General features: G+C 36.6%; 18 protein-coding genes, 1 pseudogene and 1 riboswitch. Of the genes and pseudogenes, 17 read left to right on the top strand and 2 right to left on the bottom strand.

The features are described 5' to 3' along the window. Positions 1–6 precede the first annotated feature (6 nt). Entirely contained in the window at positions 7–1,305 is a 1,299-nt protein-coding gene (locus tag V5290_RS11150; protein ID WP_333385483.1) for an isochorismate synthase, read from the bottom strand. 119 nt (positions 1,306–1,424) lie between these two features. Between V5290_RS11150 and menA the strand changes: the two genes are divergently transcribed. From menA to V5290_RS11065, 17 genes and pseudogenes are all read left to right on the top strand, one after another. After that, complete coding sequence (gene menA / locus V5290_RS11145) at positions 1,425–2,339, top strand: 1,4-dihydroxy-2-naphthoate octaprenyltransferase (RefSeq protein WP_333385481.1); 915 nt, start codon at positions 1,425–1,427, stop codon at positions 2,337–2,339. A 203-nt stretch (positions 2,340–2,542) separates the two neighbouring features. Next, the gene (gene fusA / locus V5290_RS11140) at positions 2,543–4,639 is read left to right on the top strand and encodes an elongation factor G (protein WP_333385478.1); all 2,097 of its coding nucleotides are present in this window, start codon (positions 2,543–2,545) and stop codon (positions 4,637–4,639) included. A gap of 75 nt (positions 4,640–4,714) precedes the next feature. Next, positions 4,715–4,879, top strand: a pseudogene (locus V5290_RS11135) (hypothetical protein); the annotation flags it as partial. Positions 4,880–4,963: 84 nt separating this feature from the next. Continuing rightward, positions 4,964–5,119, top strand: a complete 156-nt coding sequence (locus V5290_RS11130) for a hypothetical protein (protein WP_333385473.1) — start codon at positions 4,964–4,966, stop codon at positions 5,117–5,119. Between the two features lie 835 nt (positions 5,120–5,954). Continuing rightward, a riboswitch (TPP riboswitch) is annotated at positions 5,955–6,091 on the top strand. 95 nt (positions 6,092–6,186) lie between these two features. Next, complete coding sequence (gene thiC, locus V5290_RS11125) at positions 6,187–8,169, top strand: phosphomethylpyrimidine synthase ThiC (RefSeq protein WP_333385470.1); 1,983 nt, start codon at positions 6,187–6,189, stop codon at positions 8,167–8,169. Positions 8,170–8,344: 175 nt separating this feature from the next. Beyond that, positions 8,345–9,874, top strand: coding sequence for a thiamine phosphate synthase (gene thiE, locus V5290_RS11120; protein WP_333385468.1), 1,530 nt, complete (start codon positions 8,345–8,347; stop codon positions 9,872–9,874). Continuing rightward, positions 9,864–10,613, top strand: coding sequence for a molybdopterin-synthase adenylyltransferase MoeB (locus V5290_RS11115; RefSeq protein ID WP_333385465.1), 750 nt, complete (start codon positions 9,864–9,866; stop codon positions 10,611–10,613). The genes thiE and V5290_RS11115 overlap by 11 nt, the downstream gene beginning before the upstream one ends. Continuing rightward, the gene (thiS, locus tag V5290_RS11110; protein ID WP_333385462.1) at positions 10,614–10,814 is read left to right on the top strand and encodes a sulfur carrier protein ThiS; all 201 of its coding nucleotides are present in this window, start codon (positions 10,614–10,616) and stop codon (positions 10,812–10,814) included. A gap of 2 nt (positions 10,815–10,816) precedes the next feature. Further along, positions 10,817–11,617 carry a thiazole synthase gene (locus V5290_RS11105; protein WP_333385460.1) on the top strand — a complete coding sequence of 267 codons (801 nt, stop codon included), beginning with the start codon at positions 10,817–10,819 and terminating at the stop codon, positions 11,615–11,617. Next, on the top strand, positions 11,614–12,732 hold the full coding sequence (gene thiH, locus V5290_RS11100) for a 2-iminoacetate synthase ThiH (RefSeq protein WP_333385457.1): 1,119 nt from the start codon (positions 11,614–11,616) through the stop codon (positions 12,730–12,732). Before V5290_RS11105 ends, thiH begins: the two co-directional genes overlap by 4 nt. Positions 12,733–12,828: 96 nt before the next feature. Further along, positions 12,829–13,212 (top strand): RNA-binding S4 domain-containing protein, encoded by a 384-nt coding sequence (locus V5290_RS11095; protein WP_333385454.1) that lies wholly within the window; start codon positions 12,829–12,831, stop codon positions 13,210–13,212. A 113-nt stretch (positions 13,213–13,325) separates the two neighbouring features. After that, on the top strand, positions 13,326–14,606 hold the full coding sequence (locus tag V5290_RS11090) for a flippase (RefSeq protein WP_333385451.1): 1,281 nt from the start codon (positions 13,326–13,328) through the stop codon (positions 14,604–14,606). A gap of 38 nt (positions 14,607–14,644) precedes the next feature. Then, on the top strand, positions 14,645–15,400 hold the full coding sequence (locus tag V5290_RS11085) for a sulfotransferase family 2 domain-containing protein (protein ID WP_333385449.1): 756 nt from the start codon (positions 14,645–14,647) through the stop codon (positions 15,398–15,400). 39 nt (positions 15,401–15,439) lie between these two features. Beyond that, positions 15,440–17,209 (top strand): hypothetical protein, encoded by a 1,770-nt coding sequence (locus tag V5290_RS11080; protein WP_333385446.1) that lies wholly within the window; start codon positions 15,440–15,442, stop codon positions 17,207–17,209. Continuing rightward, positions 17,206–18,354, top strand: coding sequence for a UDP-galactopyranose mutase (gene glf, locus V5290_RS11075; RefSeq protein ID WP_333385443.1), 1,149 nt, complete (start codon positions 17,206–17,208; stop codon positions 18,352–18,354). Before V5290_RS11080 ends, glf begins: the two co-directional genes overlap by 4 nt. Positions 18,355–18,372: 18 nt before the next feature. Further along, positions 18,373–19,335, top strand: coding sequence for a glycosyltransferase (locus tag V5290_RS11070; RefSeq protein ID WP_333385440.1), 963 nt, complete (start codon positions 18,373–18,375; stop codon positions 19,333–19,335). 25 nt (positions 19,336–19,360) lie between these two features. After that, positions 19,361–20,257, top strand: coding sequence for a glycosyltransferase (locus tag V5290_RS11065; protein WP_333385437.1), 897 nt, complete (start codon positions 19,361–19,363; stop codon positions 20,255–20,257). A gap of 18 nt (positions 20,258–20,275) precedes the next feature. On the opposite strand, the gene V5290_RS11060 is transcribed toward V5290_RS11065, so the two are convergent. After that, positions 20,276–21,505: a sugar transferase gene (locus tag V5290_RS11060; protein WP_333385435.1), complete on the bottom strand. Its 1,230-nt coding sequence runs from the start codon at positions 21,503–21,505 to the stop codon at positions 20,276–20,278. Positions 21,506–21,507 lie beyond the last annotated feature (2 nt).

The following is a 21,507-nucleotide window of genomic DNA, read 5'->3' as shown; positions in this document are numbered from 1 at the left end:
TTCTTTTTATCGACTATTCAAAATAGTTAAAATTGTGCCAATTTTATTATCAAGCTCTTGCCATTCATCACTAGCAACTGATCCAGTGACAATACCTGCCCCAGCAAATAGTTTAATGTTTTTACCCTCTATCAAGGCACTTCTGATGGCAACACTGATGTCACTTTTACGTTGGCTAATATAACCAACAGCTCCGGCATACCAACCTCTCACATAAGGTTCATTATCATTAATAAATTGAAGTGCAGGTAATTTCGGGATTCCGCCGACTGCAGGTGTAGGATGTAATTTATGTAACAGATGATTATCCTGTACTTGCTTGGGTAAAGAAGCTTTGATTGGAACGCATAGGTGCTGCACATTTTGTAATTGCATAACCTGAGTCGGGGAGCAGCTTACCTGAGCTTTTAATTGTTTAAGACTCGCTACGATAAACTCTTGTACGATGTGATTTTCTCGATCTATTTTTTTGTCATGTAATAAACCTTGTTTTAACCATTGGTCTTCATTAATTGTCTTACCCCTTGGTGCTGTGCCTGCAAGGGCTTCGGTAGTGATAGACTGGTGGTGACGTGAATATAAACGTTCAGGCGAACAGCTAATAAAGCATCGTTTTTCTGAAAACTTAAAAACATAATGAAAGCTATTAATATTGGCTTGTTGCCATAATGCCATCACATCCCAAGGGTTTATATTACTGTCAAAAGATAGTTCGGTTTGTCTTGATAATACGACTTTAGGTAATAAGGCTTTGTACTCTATTGCTAGCTCAATTAGCTCTGCCCATTGTTGTTGGTTAGGTATATCTTGTCGGCTGAGCAGCGAGAGCGACAGTACTGAATGGGATTGTGGAACTTGCAATGATCTTACTGCTTTAATGGTATCGTCGATGGTGTTATTACCGTCAAAGTGAAATATTACCTGCCACTCTCCATTCTGCTGTTGGAACACCATTAAAGGGCGAATAAAGCAAGTGCTAGGGAAGTCTGGCCACTGCTCACCTTGTTGCTGAAAAGCAACTCCACCTAAATAGAATTGTTGCTCAATGGGTGCAGGAATATGATTTAACGCTTCAATGCTACCAAAGCTAGCTAGCGTATGAGTATTTTCTTTATTCTGCCAATAGATATGAGGGTACAATGCTTGGTTAGTGTTTGTGGTATTTTCTTGGCCTTTGAGTAGCGTTAATAATGTAATGGGCTCAATTTCAATGGTTAGGTTTTGTGAAGGGTATTGTCCATGATCAAAACGAAACGATTGTAGTTGCTGTATTAATTGGTGTTGCAGTGACTTAAATTTACACATTAGCTTGTTACAACCATAGGTGGTTAATCAACATTTATATAACACTATCTTAAGCATCGTAGGTTTATTATTATTGATAAATATCATCGTTTAGCGCTTTATTTATATAGGACTATTTAGTGAATAAATTCCAAGTTTGGCTTCAAGCCTGTCGATTACGTACTCTACCTTTGGCTGCTTCTTCTATTATTGTTGCTGGTGGGCTTGCTCAGTACTATCAAGTATTTGATATGGGGATTTTTTTATTATCATTATTAACTGCCTTGTTATTACAAATTCTCTCTAATCTAGCGAATGATTATGGTGATGCATTAACTGGGGTTGATGAACAAAGAGTTGGACCACAAAGGGTGATGCAAAGTGGGCTTATTAGTAAACCTACAATGCAAAAAGCACTTATATTTGTCACCTTTGCTTGTCTTCTTTCTGGTTTATCTTTACTGGTGCGATCTTTTGGTGACGACCTTCAACATTGGTTAGTCTTCATCGGGTTGGGTATCGCTGCGATTGTTGCTGCTATTACCTATACGATGGGGAAAATTCCCTATGGGTATCGCGCTATGGGGGATCTTGCCGTATTCTTATTTTTTGGCTTATTAGGGGTATTAGGCAGTTTCTATTTACAGGCCTTAACATTACCGAGCGCTATTTTATTACCTGCTTTTAGTATCGGCTTATTAAGCGCAGCGGTATTAAATATTAATAATATGCGAGACCTGGTAAACGATAAAGCAGCGAATAAAATAACTTTAGTGGTGCTATTCGGACGTCAAAAAGCATTTATTTATCACCTACTACTTATTATCACTGCGATGGCATGTAGTGCTATATACATTTATACTTTACCAGACAGCCAGTTTTGGCAATTTTTATTTTTGTTAATAGCGAGCCCTTTGATTAAAAGTTGTACGCAAATTGCTATTGCTTTAAATGCCCCTGAAAACGAGAGTGCGATTTTCAACGAACAATTAAAAAATACGGCGATTAGTACGTTTGTTTTTTCATTGTTGTTTTCTATTGTACTGATCACATGAACTGCTTAATTTTACGACAAAATACTGTTTTAAATAACAGTGTTTTGGTTTTTTTTCGCGTTTTTCAGAAAATATGACAAAATAAAGTCGAAAAAAACAACATATTTCCGCTTTTTTCTAAATACTGTGTTCTGTTTAACTACAAAGATTGTATAATGCCGCGGGAATATAGCCTCCAATTTTTTACATACAGAGTATAAAAAATGACAGATTTAAGTAAATACAGAAACATTGGTATTTTCGCGCACGTTGATGCGGGTAAAACCACAACTACAGAACGAATCCTAAAACTTACTGGTCAAATCCACAAAACTGGTGAAGTACATGATGGCGAATCTACAACTGACTTCATGGAACAGGAAGCTGAGCGCGGTATTACTATCCAGTCTGCTGCTGTAACTTGTTTCTGGGACGATCATCGTTTTAACGTTATCGATACTCCTGGACACGTTGACTTCACAGTTGAAGTATATCGTTCTCTTAAAGTACTTGATGGTGGTATCGGTGTATTCTGTGGTTCTGGTGGTGTTGAGCCGCAGTCAGAAACTAACTGGCGTTACGCGAATGACTCTAAAGTTGCTCGTATCATCTTCGTAAACAAATTAGACCGTATGGGTGCTGATTTCTACCGTGTTGTTAAGCAAACTCAAGACGTACTAGGTGCTAACCCACTAGTTATGGTATTACCAATCGGTATCGAAGACGACTTCTCTGGTGTTGTTGATCTATTAAGCCGTAAAGCATACGTTTGGGATGATTCAGGTCTTCCTGAAAACTACAAAATCGAAGATGTTCCTGCGGACATGGTTGATAAAGTAGAAGAATACCGTGAAATGCTAATTGAAACTGCATTAGAGCAAGATGAAGATCTACTAATGGAGTACTTAGAAGAAGGTACAGAACCTTCAATTGAAGATATCAAACGTTGTATCCGTACTGGTACTCGTACAATGGACTTCTTCCCTACTTACTGTGGTTCTGCATTCAAAAACAAAGGTGTTCAACTTATCCTTGATGCTGTTGTTGATTACTTACCTTGTCCTACAGATGTTGATCCACAACCTCTTACAGATGAAGAAGGTGAACCTACTGGAGCAGTAGCAACTGTTTCTGCTGAAGAAACATTTAAAGCATTAGCATTTAAAATCACAGATGACCGTTTTGGTTCTCTTACTTTCGTACGTATCTACTCAGGTACACTTAAGAAAGGTGACACTATCCTTAACGCTGCTACAGGTAAAACTGAGCGTGTTGGTCGTATGTGTGAAATGCAAGCTGATGACCGTAACGAACTTACTTCTGCACAAGCGGGTGATATCATCGCTATCGTTGGTATGAAGTCTAACGTTCAAACTGGTCACACATTATGTGATCCAAAAGATCCAATCATTCTTGAAGCAATGGTATTCCCAGAACCAGTAATCTCTATCTCTGTAACTCCAAAAGATAAAGGTTCTACTGAGAAAATGGGTATTGCTATCGGTAAAATGGTTGCAGAAGATCCAACATTCCGTGTTGAAACAGACCAAGATTCAGGTGAAACAATCTTATCTGGTATGGGTGAACTTCACTTAGATATTAAAGTAGATATCCTAAAACGTACTTACGGTGTTGAGTTAGTTGTAGGTGAACCTCAAGTTGCTTACCGTGAAACAATCACGCAAGCAGTTGAAGATTCTTACACTCATAAGAAACAATCTGGTGGTTCTGGTCAATTCGGTAAAATCGATTACCGTATCAAGCCTGGTGAAGCTGGTACTGGCTTTACGTTCACATCTACAGTTGTTGGTGGTAACGTACCTAAAGAATTCTTCCCTGCAATCGAGAAAGGTTTCGAAGGCATGATGGATAACGGTGTACTTGCTGGTTTCCCTGTATTAGACGTTGAAGTTGAACTATATGATGGTGGTTTCCACGCCGTGGATTCATCTGCAGTAGCATTTGAATTAGCAGCACGTGGTGCATTCCGTCAGTCTATCCCTAAAGCGGGTGCTCAACTTCTAGAGCCTGTAATGTCTGTTGACGTATTCACGCCAGACGATCACGTTGGTGACGTTATCGGTGACCTTAGCCGTCGTCGTGGTATGATTGCTGGTCAAGAAGCTGGTGCTTCTGGTGTTCGTATTAAAGCTGACGTACCTCTTTCAGAAATGTTTGGTTACATCGGTTCACTACGTACAATGACTTCAGGTCGTGGTCAGTTCTCTATGGAGTTCAAAAACTACATGCCTTGTCCTTCAGCAGTAGCTGATGCAGTGATCGAAAAAGTTAAAGCTGAAAAAGAAGCTGCTAAGAAATAATATTTCTTAACAATCTTTGAAAGTTCGAGCCCTAATGATGAAAGTCATTAGGGCTTTTTTGTAGCTCTTAAGAAGTTAACAAAAGTGTTTGGGCACTTCATCTTCAGTTCACTACGTTCAATGACTTCAGGTCGTGGTCAGTTCTCTATGGAGTTCAAAAACTACATGCCTTGTCCTTCAGCAGTAGCTGACGCAGTGATCGAGAAAGTTAAAGCTGAAAAAGAAGCTGCTAAGAAATAATATTTCTTAGCACTCTTTGAAAGTTCGAGCCCTAATGATGAAAGTCATTAGGGCTTTTTTGTAGCTCTTAAGAAGTTAACAAAAGTGTTTGGGCGCATCATCTTCAGTTCACTACGTACAATGACTTTAGGTTGTGGTCAGTTCTCTATGGAGTTCAAAAACTACATGCCTTGTCCTTCAGCAGTAGCTGACGCAGTAATCGAGAAAGTTAAAGCTGAAAAAGAAGCTGCTAAGAAATAGTATTTCTTAACAATCTTTGAAAGTTCGAGCCCTAATGATGAAAGTCATTAGGGCTTTTTTGTAGCTCTTAATAAGTTAACAAAAGTGTTTGGGCACATCAGCTTCAGTTCACTACGTACAATGACTTCAGGTCGTGGTCAGTTCTCTATGGAGTTCAAAAACTAGATGCCTTGTCCTTCAGCAGTAGCTGATGCAGTGATCGAAAAAGTTAAAGCTGAAAAAGAAGCTGCTAAGAAATAATATTTCTTAACAATCTTTGAAAGTTCGAGCCCTAATGATGAAAGTTATTAGGGCTTTTTTGTAGCTCTTAAGAAGTTAACAAAAGCGTTTGGGCGCATCATCTTCAGTTCACTACGTACAATGACTTCAGGTCGTGGTCAGTTCTTTATGGAGTTCAAAAATTACATGCCTTGTCCTTCAGCAGTAGCTGATGCAGTGATTGAGAAAGTTAAAGCTGAAAAAGAAGCTGCTAAGAAATAATATTTCTTAGCAATCTTTGAAAGTTCGAGCCCTAATGATGAAAGTCATTAGGGCTTTTTTGTAGCTCTTAAGAAGTTAACAAAAGTGTTTGGGCACATCATCTTCAGTTCACTACTTACAATGACTTCAGGTCGTGGTCAGTTCTCTATGGAGTTCAAAACTACATGCCTTGTCCTTCAGCAGTAGCTGACGCAGTGTTCGAGAAAGTTAAAGCTGAAAAAGAAGCTGCTAAGAAATAATATTTCTTAGCACTCTTTGAAAGTCATTAGAGCTATTTGTCTCGTTTAATTAAGTTACCTCATCTTAATAAATAATTTCTTCTGTTTAACTCGAGGGCTTTTTCTTCTATACTGACAGCATCTTGTCGGAGTGCTAATGGGAATTTCCCAAAGGCTGAGACCACATAAGTAGCTGTGTTTAAAAAGCAGTTGCGTGGGATCCGTGGAACCTGATTGGGCTAGTACCTACGAAGGGAACAAGTAGAAAATATCTGTATATTTTCCATTCTTGGATATTTTTTAACTTCCACATCTATTCGACAAGCAATCTTTTATAAACCGTTTATATTAAACTAGGTAAAGAATGCTATGTCTCAAGAAGTAAATTCAACATTAAAAACCACAGATCGTAAAGGTCTTTCCCGTCGTGAATCACGTGAAGCTGCACAGGACTATATTCAAAGTTTGAATAATCAGTCTTACCCTAATTCAGAGAAAATCTTTATTGATGGTGATATTCACCCGATTAAAGTAGCTATGCGTCAAATCCTACAAACTGATACGTTCGTTGGTGGTTCTGAAGAAAACCCTATTTATGAAAAGAATGAACCTATTCCTGTTTACGATACTTCAGGTCCTTATACTGACCCTAATATTAAAATAGATGTACATGCAGGCTTGCCACGTTTACGTGAATCCTGGATTGGTGCACGTGATGATGTAGAGGCATTAGAGAGTGTAACCTCTAATTTTGCGCAAGAACGTTTAGCGGATGAGTCATTAAATGAATTACGTTTTGCTAATTTACCTAAGCCTTTACGCGCTAAAAAAGGTCAATGTGTGACGCAATTACATTATGCGCGTCAGGGCATTATCACGCCAGAAATGGAATACATTGCCATTCGCGAAAACCAAGGCCGTGAGCGTATTAAATGCGAAGCGTTACTGTCACAGCATGCAGGGCAAAGTTACGGTGCTAACTTACAAGAGTCTATTACACCTGAATTTGTTCGTTCTGAAGTGGCGAGAGGTCGTGCGATAATCCCATCAAATATTAACCACCCAGAGTTAGAACCAATGATTATTGGTCGTAATTTCTTAGTAAAAGTAAACTCCAATATTGGCAACTCTTCTGTTACTTCATCCATTGAGGAAGAAGTGGAGAAGTTAGTTTGGTCAACACTTTGGGGCGGCGATACGGTAATGGATTTATCAACAGGACGTAATATTCATGAAACTCGAGAATGGATTTTACGTAATTCCCCTGTGCCAATCGGCACCGTACCGATTTATCAAGCGTTGGAAAAAGTAAATGGCGTTGTTGAAAATTTAACATGGGAAGTTTTTCGCGATACTTTAATTGAACAAGCTGAGCAAGGTGTGGATTACTTCACCATTCATGCGGGCGTGTTATTACGTTTTGTGCCGATGACGGCTAAACGTGTCACGGGGATTGTGTCACGTGGTGGATCAATCATGGCAAAATGGTGTTTGACTTACCATAAGGAGAACTTTGCTTACGAATATTTCCGCGAAATTTGTGAAATTTGTCAGCAGTACGATGTGTCATTATCGTTGGGTGATGGTTTACGTCCGGGATCGGTTGCAGATGCTAATGATGAAGCACAATTCTCTGAATTAGAAGTACTAGGCGAATTAACCAAAGTGGCTTGGGAATACGATGTACAAGTGATCATTGAAGGGCCTGGCCATATTCCAATGCAAATGATCAAAGAAAATATGGATAAACAGTTAACAGAATGTTTTGAAGCGCCTTTCTATACATTAGGTCCGCTGACTACCGATATTGCACCGGGTTACGATCATATTACATCTGGAATTGGTGCCGCCCAAATTGGTTGGTATGGCTGTGCGATGCTTTGTTATGTAACGCCTAAAGAGCATTTAGGGCTACCTAATAAAGACGATGTAAAAGTAGGTCTGATCACTTATAAAATTGCAGCACATGCTGCTGATTTAGCTAAAGGTCATCCTGGCGCACAAATCCGTGATAATGCTCTCTCTAAAGCGCGTTTTGAATTCCGCTGGGAAGATCAATTTAACTTAGGTTTAGACCCTGTTACATCACGTGAATATCACGATGAAACGTTACCGCAAGAGTCAGGTAAAGTGGCTCATTTCTGCTCCATGTGTGGTCCTAAATTCTGTTCAATGAAAATCACCCAGGATGTGCGAGACTTTACAGCTAAGTTAGATTCAGGCGAAATCTCCATAAAAATATTAGATGAAACAATTACCATGTCCGCAGAAGAAGGAATGGCAATTAAAGCGAAAGAGTTTACTGATAGTGGCGCTGAGATATATCAGCCACCTGTTCTCGATAAAGCTTAGGTTTCGAGAGGTTTAAGCTAACTTTTCTAGAAAGTGCTAATTGATGTTGATCAGTTATGTACTTTCTACTGAATTAAACTAAACCTCTTCGTGCTAATTTTCGTACAATATTCAATAAATATAAATGGTTAGTTTCCGCTAGTCACGAATAACTAAGACAAGTTAAAGGTTAAATATGAACAATATAGTGTGGACAATTGCAGGATCTGATTCTAGTGCTGGAGCAGGTATTCAAGCAGATATTTGTACTTTTCATGATCTCGGGGCCGATGGTTGTTCTGTTATTTCAGCGGTCACTGCGCAAAATTCTCAAGCAGTGCAGCTTGTTGAAAGTGTTTCTGAAAAAATGTTCACACAACAATTAGCCAGTTTAGCGGAAGATATGCCTGCTAAAGTGATTAAAATCGGTCTACTAGCGAGTGTTGAGCATGTCAAAATTCTTGCTCAACAACTTTCTTTATATAAACAAACCTGGGCACATAAGCCATTTGTTATTTATGACCCTGTTGCAGTTGCGTCGACAGGCGATGAAATGGCTGAAGAGGGTATCAACGAGGTGATTAAAACGCAGTTATTACCTCAAATAGATTTATTGACTCCTAATGCAAATGAAGTTTTAACCTTATCTGGACATGCTTTAATTTCTGGTGAGTCGTTTAAACCGGCTGTAGATAAGCTTATTGATATGGGATGTGGCAGTGTATTAATTAAAGGTGGTCATTTTGAGTTGGTGGATAACGTTGCCTTAGATTATTGGAGCGATGGTAAAAGAGAGATTGCGCTAACCAGCCCACGTTTAACTGATGTTCACACTCACGGTACAGGATGTACATTAGCTAGCGCAATAGCAGGGGCGATGGCACTAGATTACTTTATCGAAGACGCATTAGTCATTGCAAAAGCTTATTTAAACCAAGGATTAAAATTTTCTAAAGCTCTCGGTGCTGGTGAAGGTTCTGTTGCTCATTGTGGTTGGCCAACGGATAGCAATGATTTCCCAGAAATTGTTTTACCAGAGTCGAGCATTGGTTATGAATTAGATCTGCCGGGCAACTTAGAAGCAGGACCAGGTTTCACGCCTTGCGATACTCAACAATTAGGACTTTATCCTGTTGTTGACTCGGTAGAGTGGATTGAGCGTTTATTAAAAATGGGCGTGAAAACGATACAGTTACGCATAAAAGATAAACACGATGATCAAGTAGAACAGCAGATTATTGATGCGATTGCTTTAGGGAAAGCTTATAAAGCAAGGTTATTTATTAATGATTATTGGCAATTAGCGGTTAAACATCAAGCTTATGGCGTACATCTTGGGCAAGAGGATATGGATGTAGCTGACCTAGCATTGATTGCTGATGCAGGCTTGCGCATTGGATTAAGTACTCACGGTTATTACGAGCTATTACGCGCACAGCAACTAAAACCTAGTTATATTGCATTAGGGCATATTTTCCCAACACAAACTAAAGATATGCCATCGGATCCTCAAGGTTTAGAACGCTTAGCAAAATATGCTGCGTTATTGTCTAATACACCCACTGTTGCTATTGGTGGTATTAATTTAGAACGAGCACCAGCAGTATGGCAGTGTGGTGTTGGTAGTATTGCAGTTGTTACAGCGATAACCAAAGCTGAAGACCCACAACAAGTAATTAATCAATTTAATCAGGTCATGAGCCAAGGAAGCACATATGTTAAGTGATAGCGAGCTACTACGTTATAGCCGTCATTTACTCTTAGAAGAAGTAAGTGAAGCAGGCCAGCATAAATTAAAACAAGCAAAAGTATTGATTATTGGTATGGGCGGGTTAGGTTCTCCCGCTGCTTTGTATTTAGCAGCTGCCGGTATCGGGCATTTAGTATTAAATGACTTTGATGAGATTGAAGTAAGTAATTTACAGCGACAAATTACTTATCAGAGCAGTGATATTGGTGATTCAAAAGTAGAGATAACTAAGCAGCGTCTACAACAACTTAATCCAGATATTAAAGTGCGTAGCATTAACAAGCAGATGCCTGAGCTGCAGTTAAGTATGGAGCTAACGATGGCCGATCTGGTTCTAGACTGCACCGATAATATGGCAACCAGACAAATGATCAATAAAGCCTGTGTTGAGGCTAAAATACCTTTGATTGTAGGAGCTGCGATTCGTTTAGAAGGGCAGCTAATGTTTTTTGACCATAGCCAAGCGGACTCTCCTTGTTATCACTGCTTGTTTCCTAGCTCAGAAGAGCAAACGCTGAATTGCAGTAACTCCGGCATCATCGGGCCAGTAGTCGGTACGATTGGTACCTTGCAAGCGTTAGAAGCGATTAAATACTTTGTTGGCTTGCCATCGGGCATTAAAAATAAATTAAAACTATTTGATGGAAAAACTCTCGATTGGCAAACCTTTGCCATTAATAAAGAACCTCAATGCAGCGTATGTGGACAAGCTTAGATGAAAATACAAGTGAATGAACAAGCATTAACATTGCCGAATTCAATGAATATTGAGCAGTTATTAACTCATCTAGAGAAGCCTTTGATAGGTAGTGCAGTCGCTGTAAATATGCAGATTATTAACCGCTCAGAGTGGGCGACACATAATATTAATGAGGGAGATAGTATCTCTTTGTTTCAAGCAATTGCAGGTGGGTAATTATGTTATTTGAAGAAATGATGAACAATGATCAATTAGTAATTGGTGATAAACAGTTTGAGTCTCGTTTGTTTACTGGGACTGGAAAATTTAATGACCAACAGACCATGGTCGCCGCATTAAAAGCATCAAAATCTGAACTGGTTACCATGGCGCTGAAGCGAGTTGATATGCAGCATAAAGATGATGATATTCTTGCTCCATTAATAAAAAATGGCATGAACTTATTACCTAATACTTCCGGAGCGCGTAATGCCAAGGAAGCGGTATTTGCTGCTGAATTAGCGCGTGAAGCATTGCAAACCAATTGGGTAAAGTTAGAGATTCATCCTGATCCAAAATACCTCTTACCTGATCCGATTGAAACTTTAAAAGCTGCTGAAATGTTAGCTAACAAAGGATTTGTAATTTTACCTTATGTCCATGCAGACCCTGTATTATGTAAGCACTTAGAGTCAGCAGGCTGTGCCGCCGTCATGCCATTAGGTGCACCTATTGGCTCTAATAAAGGCATTAAAACAGCAGAATTTTTAGATATTATCATTGAGCAGGCAACTGTTCCTGTGATTGTTGATGCAGGCTTAGGAAGCCCTTCACATGCTGCTTTAGCAATGGAAATGGGCGCTGATGCAGTGCTCGTTAATACAGCAATTGCTGTTGCAGGTAATCCAGTGGCAATGAGTGAAGCGTTTGCTAAAGCGGTACAAGCTGGTCGACAAGCTTACTTAGCTGGTTTAGGTGGTCAAAGTACAGAAGCCGTTGCATCAAGTCCATTAACTGCATTCTTAGAGGCTAGCCTGTGAATTTCAGCGATAAAATAAAAGAGTATCAATGGGATGATGTCCGTTTATCTATTTATGCTAAAACGGCATCAGACGTGCAGCGTGCATTATCTAAACCACGTTTAGACTTAGAAGATTTCAAAGCCTTAATTAGCCCTGCAGCTGAACCCTATTTAGAGCAGATGGCTCAAAAGTCTCAACAGCTCACTTTGCAACGTTTTGGTAAAACACAGCAATTTTATATTCCTTTATACTTATCGAATATGTGCAGTAATATCTGTACTTATTGTGGTTTCTCAATGCACAACGCATTACGTCGTAAAACATTAGATATGCAAGAAATTGAAGACGAATGTATTGCGATTAAAAAAATGGGCTTTGACCATATTTTAATTGTAACAGGCGAATCTGAGCGTAAAGTCGGTGTAGATTACTTCAAACAAGCACTGCCTATCATAAAAAAATACTTTGCAAATATCACCATCGAAGTGCAACCACTTGATCAAGAAGAATACAGTGAATTGATTGAATATGGTGTTAATGCAGTACTCGTTTACCAAGAAACCTATAATCCAGTCACTTATGCAGAGCATCACCTAAAAGGTAAAAAGTCAGATTTTATTTACCGTTTAAACACTCATGACAGGTTGGGTGAAGCGGGCATTCATAAAATGGGGCTGGGGAGTTTAATTGGCCTTGAAGAGTGGCGTACAGATTGCTTCTATGTTGCAGCTCACTTAAATTATCTTGAGAAAAAATATTGGCAAACACGTTATACTATCTCTTTTCCTCGTTTGCGCCCTTGTGAAGGTGGTATGGAAATAAAATCGGTAATGAATGATAAACAACTAGTACAATTAATTTGTGCATACCGTTTGTTTAATCCTGAGGTTGAGTTATCGTTATCCACACGTGAGTCTGAGCATTTTAGAAATCATGTGTTACCGTTAGGCATTACCTCGTTAAGTGCAGGTTCAAGTACACAACCAGGCGGATATGCAGAACAAGCAGACAAAGCCCTGGAGCAATTTGAAATAAGCGATGAACGCTCACCAGCAACCATGGCAAACCTAGTAAAAGCGCAAGGTTATGAAGTGGTCTGGAAAGATTGGGACCATAGCCTGACAGGAAAGTAATACCAATGACGTTAAGTAAGTTATTTTAACCAGTAAAATACACTAGTTGATTAATGTTATTGGTATAATTTAATTTAATGATAGATGAGAAGATAGATGTCTGATGAGCAAGAAATTTACGCGACGTTAATAGAGATCCGTGAAGAACCCACTGCATTGTATAAAATATTAAAAATAGCCAACCTAGTCTCTGGTGGCGGCGAAGCTAAACAAGCTATCGCGGAAGGGTATGTCTCACTAAACGGTGAAGTAGAAACGCAAAAGCGTAAAAAAATCTATGCAGGTGATTTAATCTACTTCAACGAACAATACCTACAAATCGCTTTAGCAGGTGAAACACAAAATTATGAGTTTGTAGAAGAGTCTGATGTAACAGAACAGCAAGTAGAATCCCAATCAGACTACCAAACCTCATTTGAGCAAGTCGAAAGTAGTACCGCGCCAAAGGTAAAGAAACCACGTAAACCGATTAGTTTTTAAAAGTTAACTGTAGGTCCATAATGATTTCAGTTATTAATAATTAGAAAGCACCTTTTATTTTGTAGGAGATTACCTTTTAGAAAGGTGAATTAAAGTTAACTTTTTGGGATTAAATGAAAGTACAAAATAATTTAACTAAAATATTCTTAAGAATCGCTTCAATTCAACTATTCAGTCGAGGGATCGCCTTACTTTCAGGTGTAATTGTAGCAAGGGTTTTAGGGCCTGAAGGATATGGCTATTATACATTTGTTTTATCTACAATTATTTTTGCAATGATCCCAAGTATTGCAGGACTTCCACCTTTATTGATTAGAGAAATAGCTAAATATCGAATTGAGAAAGCACATTCTCTTTTTGTTGGAATTTTGATTTGGTCTAAAAGACATGTGATGTCTATTTCATTAATAATGACAATGATATATTGCTATATATCTTTATGGATTGGAAAAGATAGCTCTATGATAATGTTGATGCTTATTGGTAGTGCCCTCATCTCCTTTAAAGGGTTAATAATAAGACATGAGGCTATCTTAAATGGATTACAACATCCTGCTTTAGCGTTACTGCCAATGGCTATTTTTGCACCCTTAACTTTCTTAGTTATTATTTCAATTAGTTATTATTTTTATGATGTGAGCTTGGATGTCGAATACTTACTTTATTTTCAAATAATAGTGCATATTTTAGCCCTAGTTTTAAGTGGTTATCTCGTTCGGCGAATTAGATCTCATAGATCAAGCAAGGTAATAGCTTTATTTGAGAAAAAGCATTGGTATAAAGCGTTAATGCCTTTTACTATGCTAACGCTTATTGGAGCAATGAGTGGAGAGCTAGCTACAATATTATTGGGTATTTTGAGTGGAGGAACCGCTGTGGGGTATTTTAAAGTGGCCATTCAAGCTGTTTCCATGTTTGCATTAGGCTTGGATTCTGTAAACAAAGTAACAGCGCCGAAAATCGCGAGTTTGTATAATCAAGGTGATTTTGTAGAGATGCAAAGATTACTGAAATCTAGTGTGAGAATTAGTGTTTTAAGCTCTCTCCCATTCGCATTACTGTTAATCGTATTTGGGAAACTATTTGTCACTTTGTTATTTGGAGAAACTTACCTACCAGCTTATAATTTGATACTCATATTATGTTTAGGACAAATCTTTAACGTAGGCATGGGATCAGTAGGGCTCGTCATGAATATGACCGGGCATGAAAGAAGAACATTGAGAACAGATCTCATTGTGCTATTTGTTTCGTTAGTGTTACTAATTTCACTCATTCCACTTTATGGTGCAATGGGTGCTGCAATTACTGTAACAATTGCCATGATTGTATGGAATATAATCATGGCAATTGATGTGTATCGTTTAACTGGATTAAAAACGTGGCTTAGGTAAAACTAGCAATAAGAGAAGGTGTTTTCTAGGAACAATAAATGATAATAAATCATGACAAGAAAGTCGTTTTTATTCATATACCTAAATGTGCAGGAAAAGCAGTTAGGCACATATTATGTGAAGCTGATATGTATGGAAAATTTTGGCATTGGAATTATTCGGAAAAAACGAATAGTTGGAACGATCTTGCTCATTTACCATTACATTTACTCTATCATTATGACGAGTGGAGTTTTCTGAGAGAATATAAGGTTATCGCTGCGATACGAAATCCACTTGATCGTTTTATAAGTGCAGTTGAAGAGCATAAAAGGCAACATGACCGTAAGATAACAATGTCAAAAATTATTGAGGAGTTAGATCCAATAAAAATTGCATATGATCCAAGGTATATACATTTCTGCCCTCAAAGTTATTTTACACATTATAATGGCGTATCAGTTATTGATACTTTTTTACATCAAGAGAATTTAAAAAATGAACTACTTTCTCTTGCATTAGAATTGAATCTTAATATAGAGAAAATAAAACAAATTGAATTGCTAGGGAATGCATCTACTTATGCTAACAATGTTAACCAATTTAATAGTAGAGATGTGACTAAAATTGTTGAACTATATAAAGATGATTTTAATTTATTAGGATACCCTTGCCCAAATAACTATAAAAAAGAATTCTCCTTCGAGAATGAAAGCTTTAAAAAGAAAATTTATAAAGCATACTCGTTTAATTTTCCATGCGAACCCCAAACTAATATCTATTTAAAATTAAGAAATTTTTTTAATTTTAAATAATGAAAGTCCATTGAACGATAAAAGTAGAAGAGAGATGTAATGAGAGGAAAAATATACAATGTAATTCAAACCTTTGTTTCAGGAGAAAGAGATCAAAACTTGTATTACTTTTCAAAAGGCTCTGTTTACTTCGAAAAGCATGCTATAAAATTTTCTTATTTATCTTTAATTGATAGCCACACCTATTTCAATACATTACCTCTTGCTAAAATAAGAAAGCATACTGATATTAATCAGTTAATGTTAAAAGTAAATGGTAATGGTAAATTTTTAATATCAATCAATACAGCTAATAAATCAGGTAGTGTAGTTAATTTGTTTAAAACTGTACTTTTGCTTTCAGGCGAGCATATTCTTAATTTTTCTGATGATTGTCAAAATATATTTGATGAGCGTCTGTTATCTGTTTCGATTCAATGCTTGAGTGATAAAGGTTCCATAGAAAAGATGGAATGGGTTACTGATATCTCCCCTGCTAATGAAGTTAAGCTTGCTATTGTAATTACGCATTATAAGCGAGAAAAAGCTGTTGAGTTGGCTTTGGATAAAATCACTGTAGAACTTTCAAAAGCAGGCATCGATATTATTGTTGTTGATAATTCACAGAGCTTAGAATTACCTGAATACCCTTCCACATTTATTTTGAAAAATGAAAATCTAGGTGGTTCTGGTGGTTTCACTCGAGGCATGTTATTCGCAAAAGATGCGGATTATAGCCATGTGATTTTAATGGATGATGATGCAAGTTGTGAAGTAGAGTCAATATTTAGAACTCGCATGTTATTTCAATATTCGACTCAGGATAAATTAGCTGTTTCAGGGGCTTTGCTTGATGAAGAGTATTCTTATTCTGTTTGGGAAAATGGTGCAAAATTTAATGGTATTTGTAAGCCTCTAATGCATAAACTTGATTTAAGAAACCCTAGAAATGTAAGCATAATCGCTAATAGTAGTGATGTTATTGATTATGGCGGCTGGTGGTATTTTGGATTTAAGTTGTCAGAGATTAAGTATTTTTCATTTCCTTTTTTTGTTCGAGGAGATGATATAATGTTTTCCATGGTTAATGATTTTGAGCTTATTACTTATGCGGGAATTTGTAGTTGGGGTGATTCATTTTCGAATAAAACAAGTCCGATAACTGCGTATCTTGATTCTAGGCATCACATTGTTCAATTACTTACTCACTTGGATTTAGGAAAAAGCAGATTGAACATTATTCTGATTAAGCAGATGTTAATATGCTTATTATCCTATAAATATTCATCAGCGAAAGCTTTGTTATTTGCGATGGAACATATTTTAATTGGAAGGTCGTTTTGGGCTGATAATGTGGATATGATAAATGTGAGAAAAGACATAGCTTTATTACCAGATGAACAAATGACTTCCAATAATCTAATATCAAACCCTAAGGAATTATTTTTAGATGATGAATCAGAACCTCTAAGAGTCGAGCCATTAAAAATAGAAGCGATTCATAGAAGTCTTATGCGTTTAATCACTTTAAATGGCAATTTAGTCCCTGGTTTTATGTTATCTAATGATATTTCATACCAAAATCATGAAAGGGGTATTAAGTTAAAAAGTGTTTTCATGAAAAAGTCAATATGTTATGTCAATCGGCAAGGTTTTTCTTATGCTGTTTCAAGGAATAATATAGAAGCTATAAAGATTATTTCAATATTTACAATCAGACTGATAAAAATTAACATAAATTATAAGTATCTTAGAAAAGAATATTCTGAAGCTTTTAACACTTTTACAAGAGAAAAATTTTGGGAAAAAATATTTAAGGTCAAAAAATGAATATTTTATGTGTAGGAGCGGGGTTTTCCTGTGCTGTTATAGCAAGAGAATTAGCGGAGCATGGTTTAAAGGTTACGGTTATTGATTCTCGTAATCATGTTGCAGGTAATTGCCATACTAAACGAGATGACGATACAAATATCATGCTTCATGTATATGGCCCTCATATTTTTCATACAAATGACCAAGAAGTTTGGGAGTATATGAATAACTGGGCTGAATTTATGCCATATATAAATAGAGTCAAAACGACTTATAAAGGAAGCGTTTATTCTTTGCCAATAAACTTACATACTATTAATCAATTTTTTGAGCAAGCATTAAGCCCTAATCAAGCTCGAGTATATATTGAATCTAAAGCAGATATGTCTATCAACATCCCTCAAACTTTTGAAGAACAAGCTATGCGGTTTGTTGGGAAGGAGCTGTATGAAGCTTTTTTTAAAGGGTATACACAAAAACAGTGGGGAGTAGCTCCTTCGATGTTACCTGCTAGCATTCTAAAACGTTTACCTGTTAGGTTTACTTACGATGACAATTACTTTAACCATAAATACCAAGGTATGCCTAAAAATGGCTATACTGAAATTGTAGAAAAAATATTAAACCATAAAAATATTAAAGTTAAGTTGAACACTTCATTTAACAAAAGTATGCAAGAAGGGTTTGATCATATATTCTATTCTGGGCCCATTGATGAGTATTTTAATTTTAAGTGTGGCCGATTAGGTTATCGAACATTAGATTTTAAAAAAGAAGTTTTTGAGGGAGAGTATCAAGGAACTGCTGTTATGAATTATGCAGATATTGATATCCCATATACACGAATAACGGAGCACAAATATTTTTCTCCCTGGGAAGAGCACAACAAAACAGTGGTATATAAAGAATACAGTCGACAAGCAGAATGTAATGATATTCCGTATTACCCTATCAGGTTTGCAGAAGGCGATTCATTAACACCGCTGATGAAGTATCGTACACTTGCGAATACGCAATCTTCAGTTTCTTTCATTGGGCGACTTGGGACATATAGGTATTTAGATATGGATGTTACAATTAGAGATGCACTAGATACAGCAAAAAAAACGATCAAACTGATTAATGATAATAAGCAACTCCCAGCTTTTTTTATTGATGAATAAGTTTAATGGCCAATTAGAATGACTAGCATTTCTGTCTGTATTGTTACATTTAATCGCAAACTAGAATTAATTCGCTGTTTAGATAGAGTGCTTGATCAATCATGTCAAATTACTAATGTAATCATTTATGATAACGCTTCGATAGATGGAACCAGCGAAGCTTTAATTGACAAGTTTAAATGTCAAAAGTCTACCAAAGTAGGAATGCAAAAGTTAGGTAAGGTTAGAGCTGCAACAATATGGCTTGTTTGTTCATCAAAAAATATTGGTGGTGCAGGTGGTTTTCACGAAGCCGTAAAGCAATCAAGAGAAAACTTCAATACTGATTATTATTGGTTAATGGATGATGATGGCTATCCTGAAAAAGATTGTTTGAAAAAATTACTAACATATGCCAATAGACATCACCTCGAATATATTATGCCTGTTAGTATTGATATTGAAAATCATCAAAAATTGTCATGGAAGACAAGGAAGAAGAATGGTCAGAAAACTGAGTTGTATAAAGAATTAAAAGCATCATGGGGAGCTGTTATGAATTATATCACTCCATTTAATGGTTCTCTATTAACTCGTTCTTGTGTTGATAAAGTTGGATATGTCAATAAAGATTTTTTTATTTGGGGTGATGAATACGAGCATTATTGGCGCTGTAGGGAAGCAGGAATTAAACCTATTACTTTAACGAGTGCTATATTTTATCATCCTGCGTTGAAGTTACCTTTAGTTCCTATTTTTAGGGGGGTGTTTAAAGTTCCTTATACAGACTCAAAACTAAGAATGGTGTGCTTAGTAAGAAACCACACTTATATTTATAAAAAGTATGATTTTAAATTAAAAATTATTGTGAAGTTGTTCATGTATTCATGGTTTTATTTGGTTACAAGAAAGCTGGATTTTAAAGGTTATAAACTTTACCTTAGTTGTGTTTTTGATGGTTTAAAAGAAGATTTTAGTCGGCACCTCCGTTATTTAAAATGATTTTTAGAATTAAGGTTTTTATTTAGTGAATGTTATTGCCATTGTTGTAACTTATAAAAGAAGTAAATTACTTCGGAAGGTTTTAAACTCCTTAAAAGATCAAAGCCTAAAGCCGAGTAAAGTTATTGTTATTGATAACAATAGTGGAGATGAAACTTGTGCTGTGGTTAATGAATTTTCGCGATATGACGATTCATTTTTTTATTATAATACGAATTGTAATTTAGGTGGGGCTGGAGGGTTTCATTGTGGATTTGAAATAGCTAAAAAGTATAACTATGACTATTTATGGTTAATGGATGATGATTTATTGCCAGCTAAGAATTGTTTAGAATATTTATTATTTAATACTCCTATCGATATTGTCCAGCCGACTCGTTTTGATCAGAACGGCATCTGTGTAGAAATGTCCCCAGTGGTTTATGATCTCAACAAAGTATTTTGCAAAAACCCTAAGCTGTATTCGGTGGCAGATATTTATTCTTCTTTAAAAGAAAAAGAATTGATAAATATTGCAACAGTACCTTTTGAAGGGCCTTTAATATCAAAAAAAGTAGTTGAAACTATTGGCTTTCCTAACCCTTTATTTTTCATTACAGGCGATGATACAGATTATTCTTTAAGAGCTATAAGATCTGGGTTTACTATAAAATGCTCGCTAAAAGCACGTGCAACTAGATTATTAATTCACAATCAAAGTGATGATTTATTTACATGGAAAGGATATTTTATTTTAAGAAATCATTTTTATATATTGAGAAATTATGGGGATAACATATTTGTCAGAAATCGAAGTGTTATTATTTTGTTCTATATCGCAATAAAAGCTTCATTCAAAGTGAATTTTAAAGCATTGCGAACAGTGTTTTCTGCGTATGTAGATTCTTCAAAACTGAATAATAATGAGCGTCATAAACCTTGATTTACTAAAATAAGTGAGCTACTTAGCCCCAAACCCCGTAATCATCGTTTTAAGCGTCTTAAAGAAGATGTTTACATCAAGCCAGAATGATAGGTGTTTGATGTAGTAGAGGTCGTGTGCGAGCTTCTCTCGGGTGGAATCTGTGTCTGCAGTATAACCTTGCACTGTTTGTGCCCAACCTGTTATGCCGGGTTTTACCATGTGGCGATAACCATAAAATGGAATGTCTGCTTCAAAGCTTTTTACAAAGCTTTCTTGTTCTGGTCTTGGACCAATTAAGGCCATCTCACCTTTTATTACATTAAAAAACTGTGGTATTTCATCTATACGGGTTTTACGAATAAATCGGCCAATATTGGTGACTCTGGCATGCTCTTCGGTGACGAATTTAGAGTCTGCTTTTGGACAGCCAACTTCCATACTTCTTAGCTTGTAAATCTTAAATGTATTACCGCCTTGTCCTATTCGTTTTTGTGTATAGAAGACCGGCCCTTTACTCTCTAATTTTATTGCGATACTGATGATTAACATTAATGGTAAAAATACTGGTAGGCTTAATAGTATTAGGCCTGTTTCTATGAAACGCTTAATTAGGCGATAACTAGGATTAGTGTTTAAAGCATTGAGTGCATTTTCTGACAAATGGGTAGTTTGTACTTTGCCTTCAATCATCTCTTTAATAGTTTCTGAATGATAAACGACTTTGTTGTTGATGCTGCAGTCGGCAATAAACTTCTCTTGCTCTGCTGTTAGTGATTTATGTAAATTTACTACTAGACCATCTTTAATTTGTTTCAGATTATAAGGCGAGTTGATAGTTTCAATTTCGATATGTTGGTTGCTATTAAATGATGAAAGACTGAAATTATCGATAGCTTGTAGTTTTAAAATAGCGCTTTGATGGTTAAATCGAGCACTTATCAATAGCCAGAATAGCACTATGGCAAATCCATAAATAAGGGTAGGGCGAGAGTATTCTATACGTAATAAAACAATGGCGATGATTGCCAAACTATAAAGGGATAACATCACGGGCAAAACATATAAACTTTTATCTACCAATAAAAATTTAGTCACTCTAGGTAAGGTAATAACACAGCCTGTATAAACGATGAGTGTAATTAAAAAGCTGTTATAAACCGTGGCATATGAGAATGGCATTAATATGTCTATGATGGCATATATCAATCCTAAACCAATTGCATAAGTGATGTATTTATTGGTGAATAATTGTTGGGTTTTATACATTA

Origin of the sequence: Psychromonas arctica (assembly GCF_036697365.1) — a bacterium.
Classification (GTDB): Bacteria; Pseudomonadota; Gammaproteobacteria; order Enterobacterales; family Psychromonadaceae; genus Psychromonas; species Psychromonas arctica_A.
Note: the sequence above shows the minus strand (reverse complement) of the source record. Positions and strands in the feature narration are given on the sequence as shown.

Excerpts from the sequence above, each read along its gene's own strand:
- V5290_RS11070 (WP_333385440.1), top strand. The coding sequence starts at position 18,373 with ATGACTAGCATTTCTGTCTGTATTGTTACATTTAATCGCAAACTAGAA.
- fusA (WP_333385478.1), top strand. The coding sequence starts at position 2,543 with ATGACAGATTTAAGTAAATACAGAAACATTGGTATTTTCGCGCACGTT.
- thiC (WP_333385470.1), top strand. The coding sequence starts at position 6,187 with ATGTCTCAAGAAGTAAATTCAACATTAAAAACCACAGATCGTAAAGGT.
- V5290_RS11115 (WP_333385465.1), top strand. The coding sequence starts at position 9,864 with ATGTTAAGTGATAGCGAGCTACTACGTTATAGCCGTCATTTACTCTTA.
- thiS (WP_333385462.1), top strand. The coding sequence starts at position 10,614 with ATGAAAATACAAGTGAATGAACAAGCATTAACATTGCCGAATTCAATG.
- V5290_RS11060 (WP_333385435.1), bottom strand. The coding sequence starts at position 21,505 with ATGTATAAAACCCAACAATTATTCACCAATAAATACATCACTTATGCA.
- V5290_RS11150 (WP_333385483.1), bottom strand. The coding sequence starts at position 1,305 with ATGTGTAAATTTAAGTCACTGCAACACCAATTAATACAGCAACTACAA.
- glf (WP_333385443.1), top strand. The coding sequence starts at position 17,206 with ATGAATATTTTATGTGTAGGAGCGGGGTTTTCCTGTGCTGTTATAGCA.
- V5290_RS11095 (WP_333385454.1), top strand. The coding sequence starts at position 12,829 with ATGTCTGATGAGCAAGAAATTTACGCGACGTTAATAGAGATCCGTGAA.
- thiE (WP_333385468.1), top strand. The coding sequence starts at position 8,345 with ATGAACAATATAGTGTGGACAATTGCAGGATCTGATTCTAGTGCTGGA.
- V5290_RS11090 (WP_333385451.1), top strand. The coding sequence starts at position 13,326 with ATGAAAGTACAAAATAATTTAACTAAAATATTCTTAAGAATCGCTTCA.
- V5290_RS11080 (WP_333385446.1), top strand. The coding sequence starts at position 15,440 with ATGAGAGGAAAAATATACAATGTAATTCAAACCTTTGTTTCAGGAGAA.
- V5290_RS11105 (WP_333385460.1), top strand. The coding sequence starts at position 10,817 with ATGTTATTTGAAGAAATGATGAACAATGATCAATTAGTAATTGGTGAT.
- V5290_RS11085 (WP_333385449.1), top strand. The coding sequence starts at position 14,645 with ATGATAATAAATCATGACAAGAAAGTCGTTTTTATTCATATACCTAAA.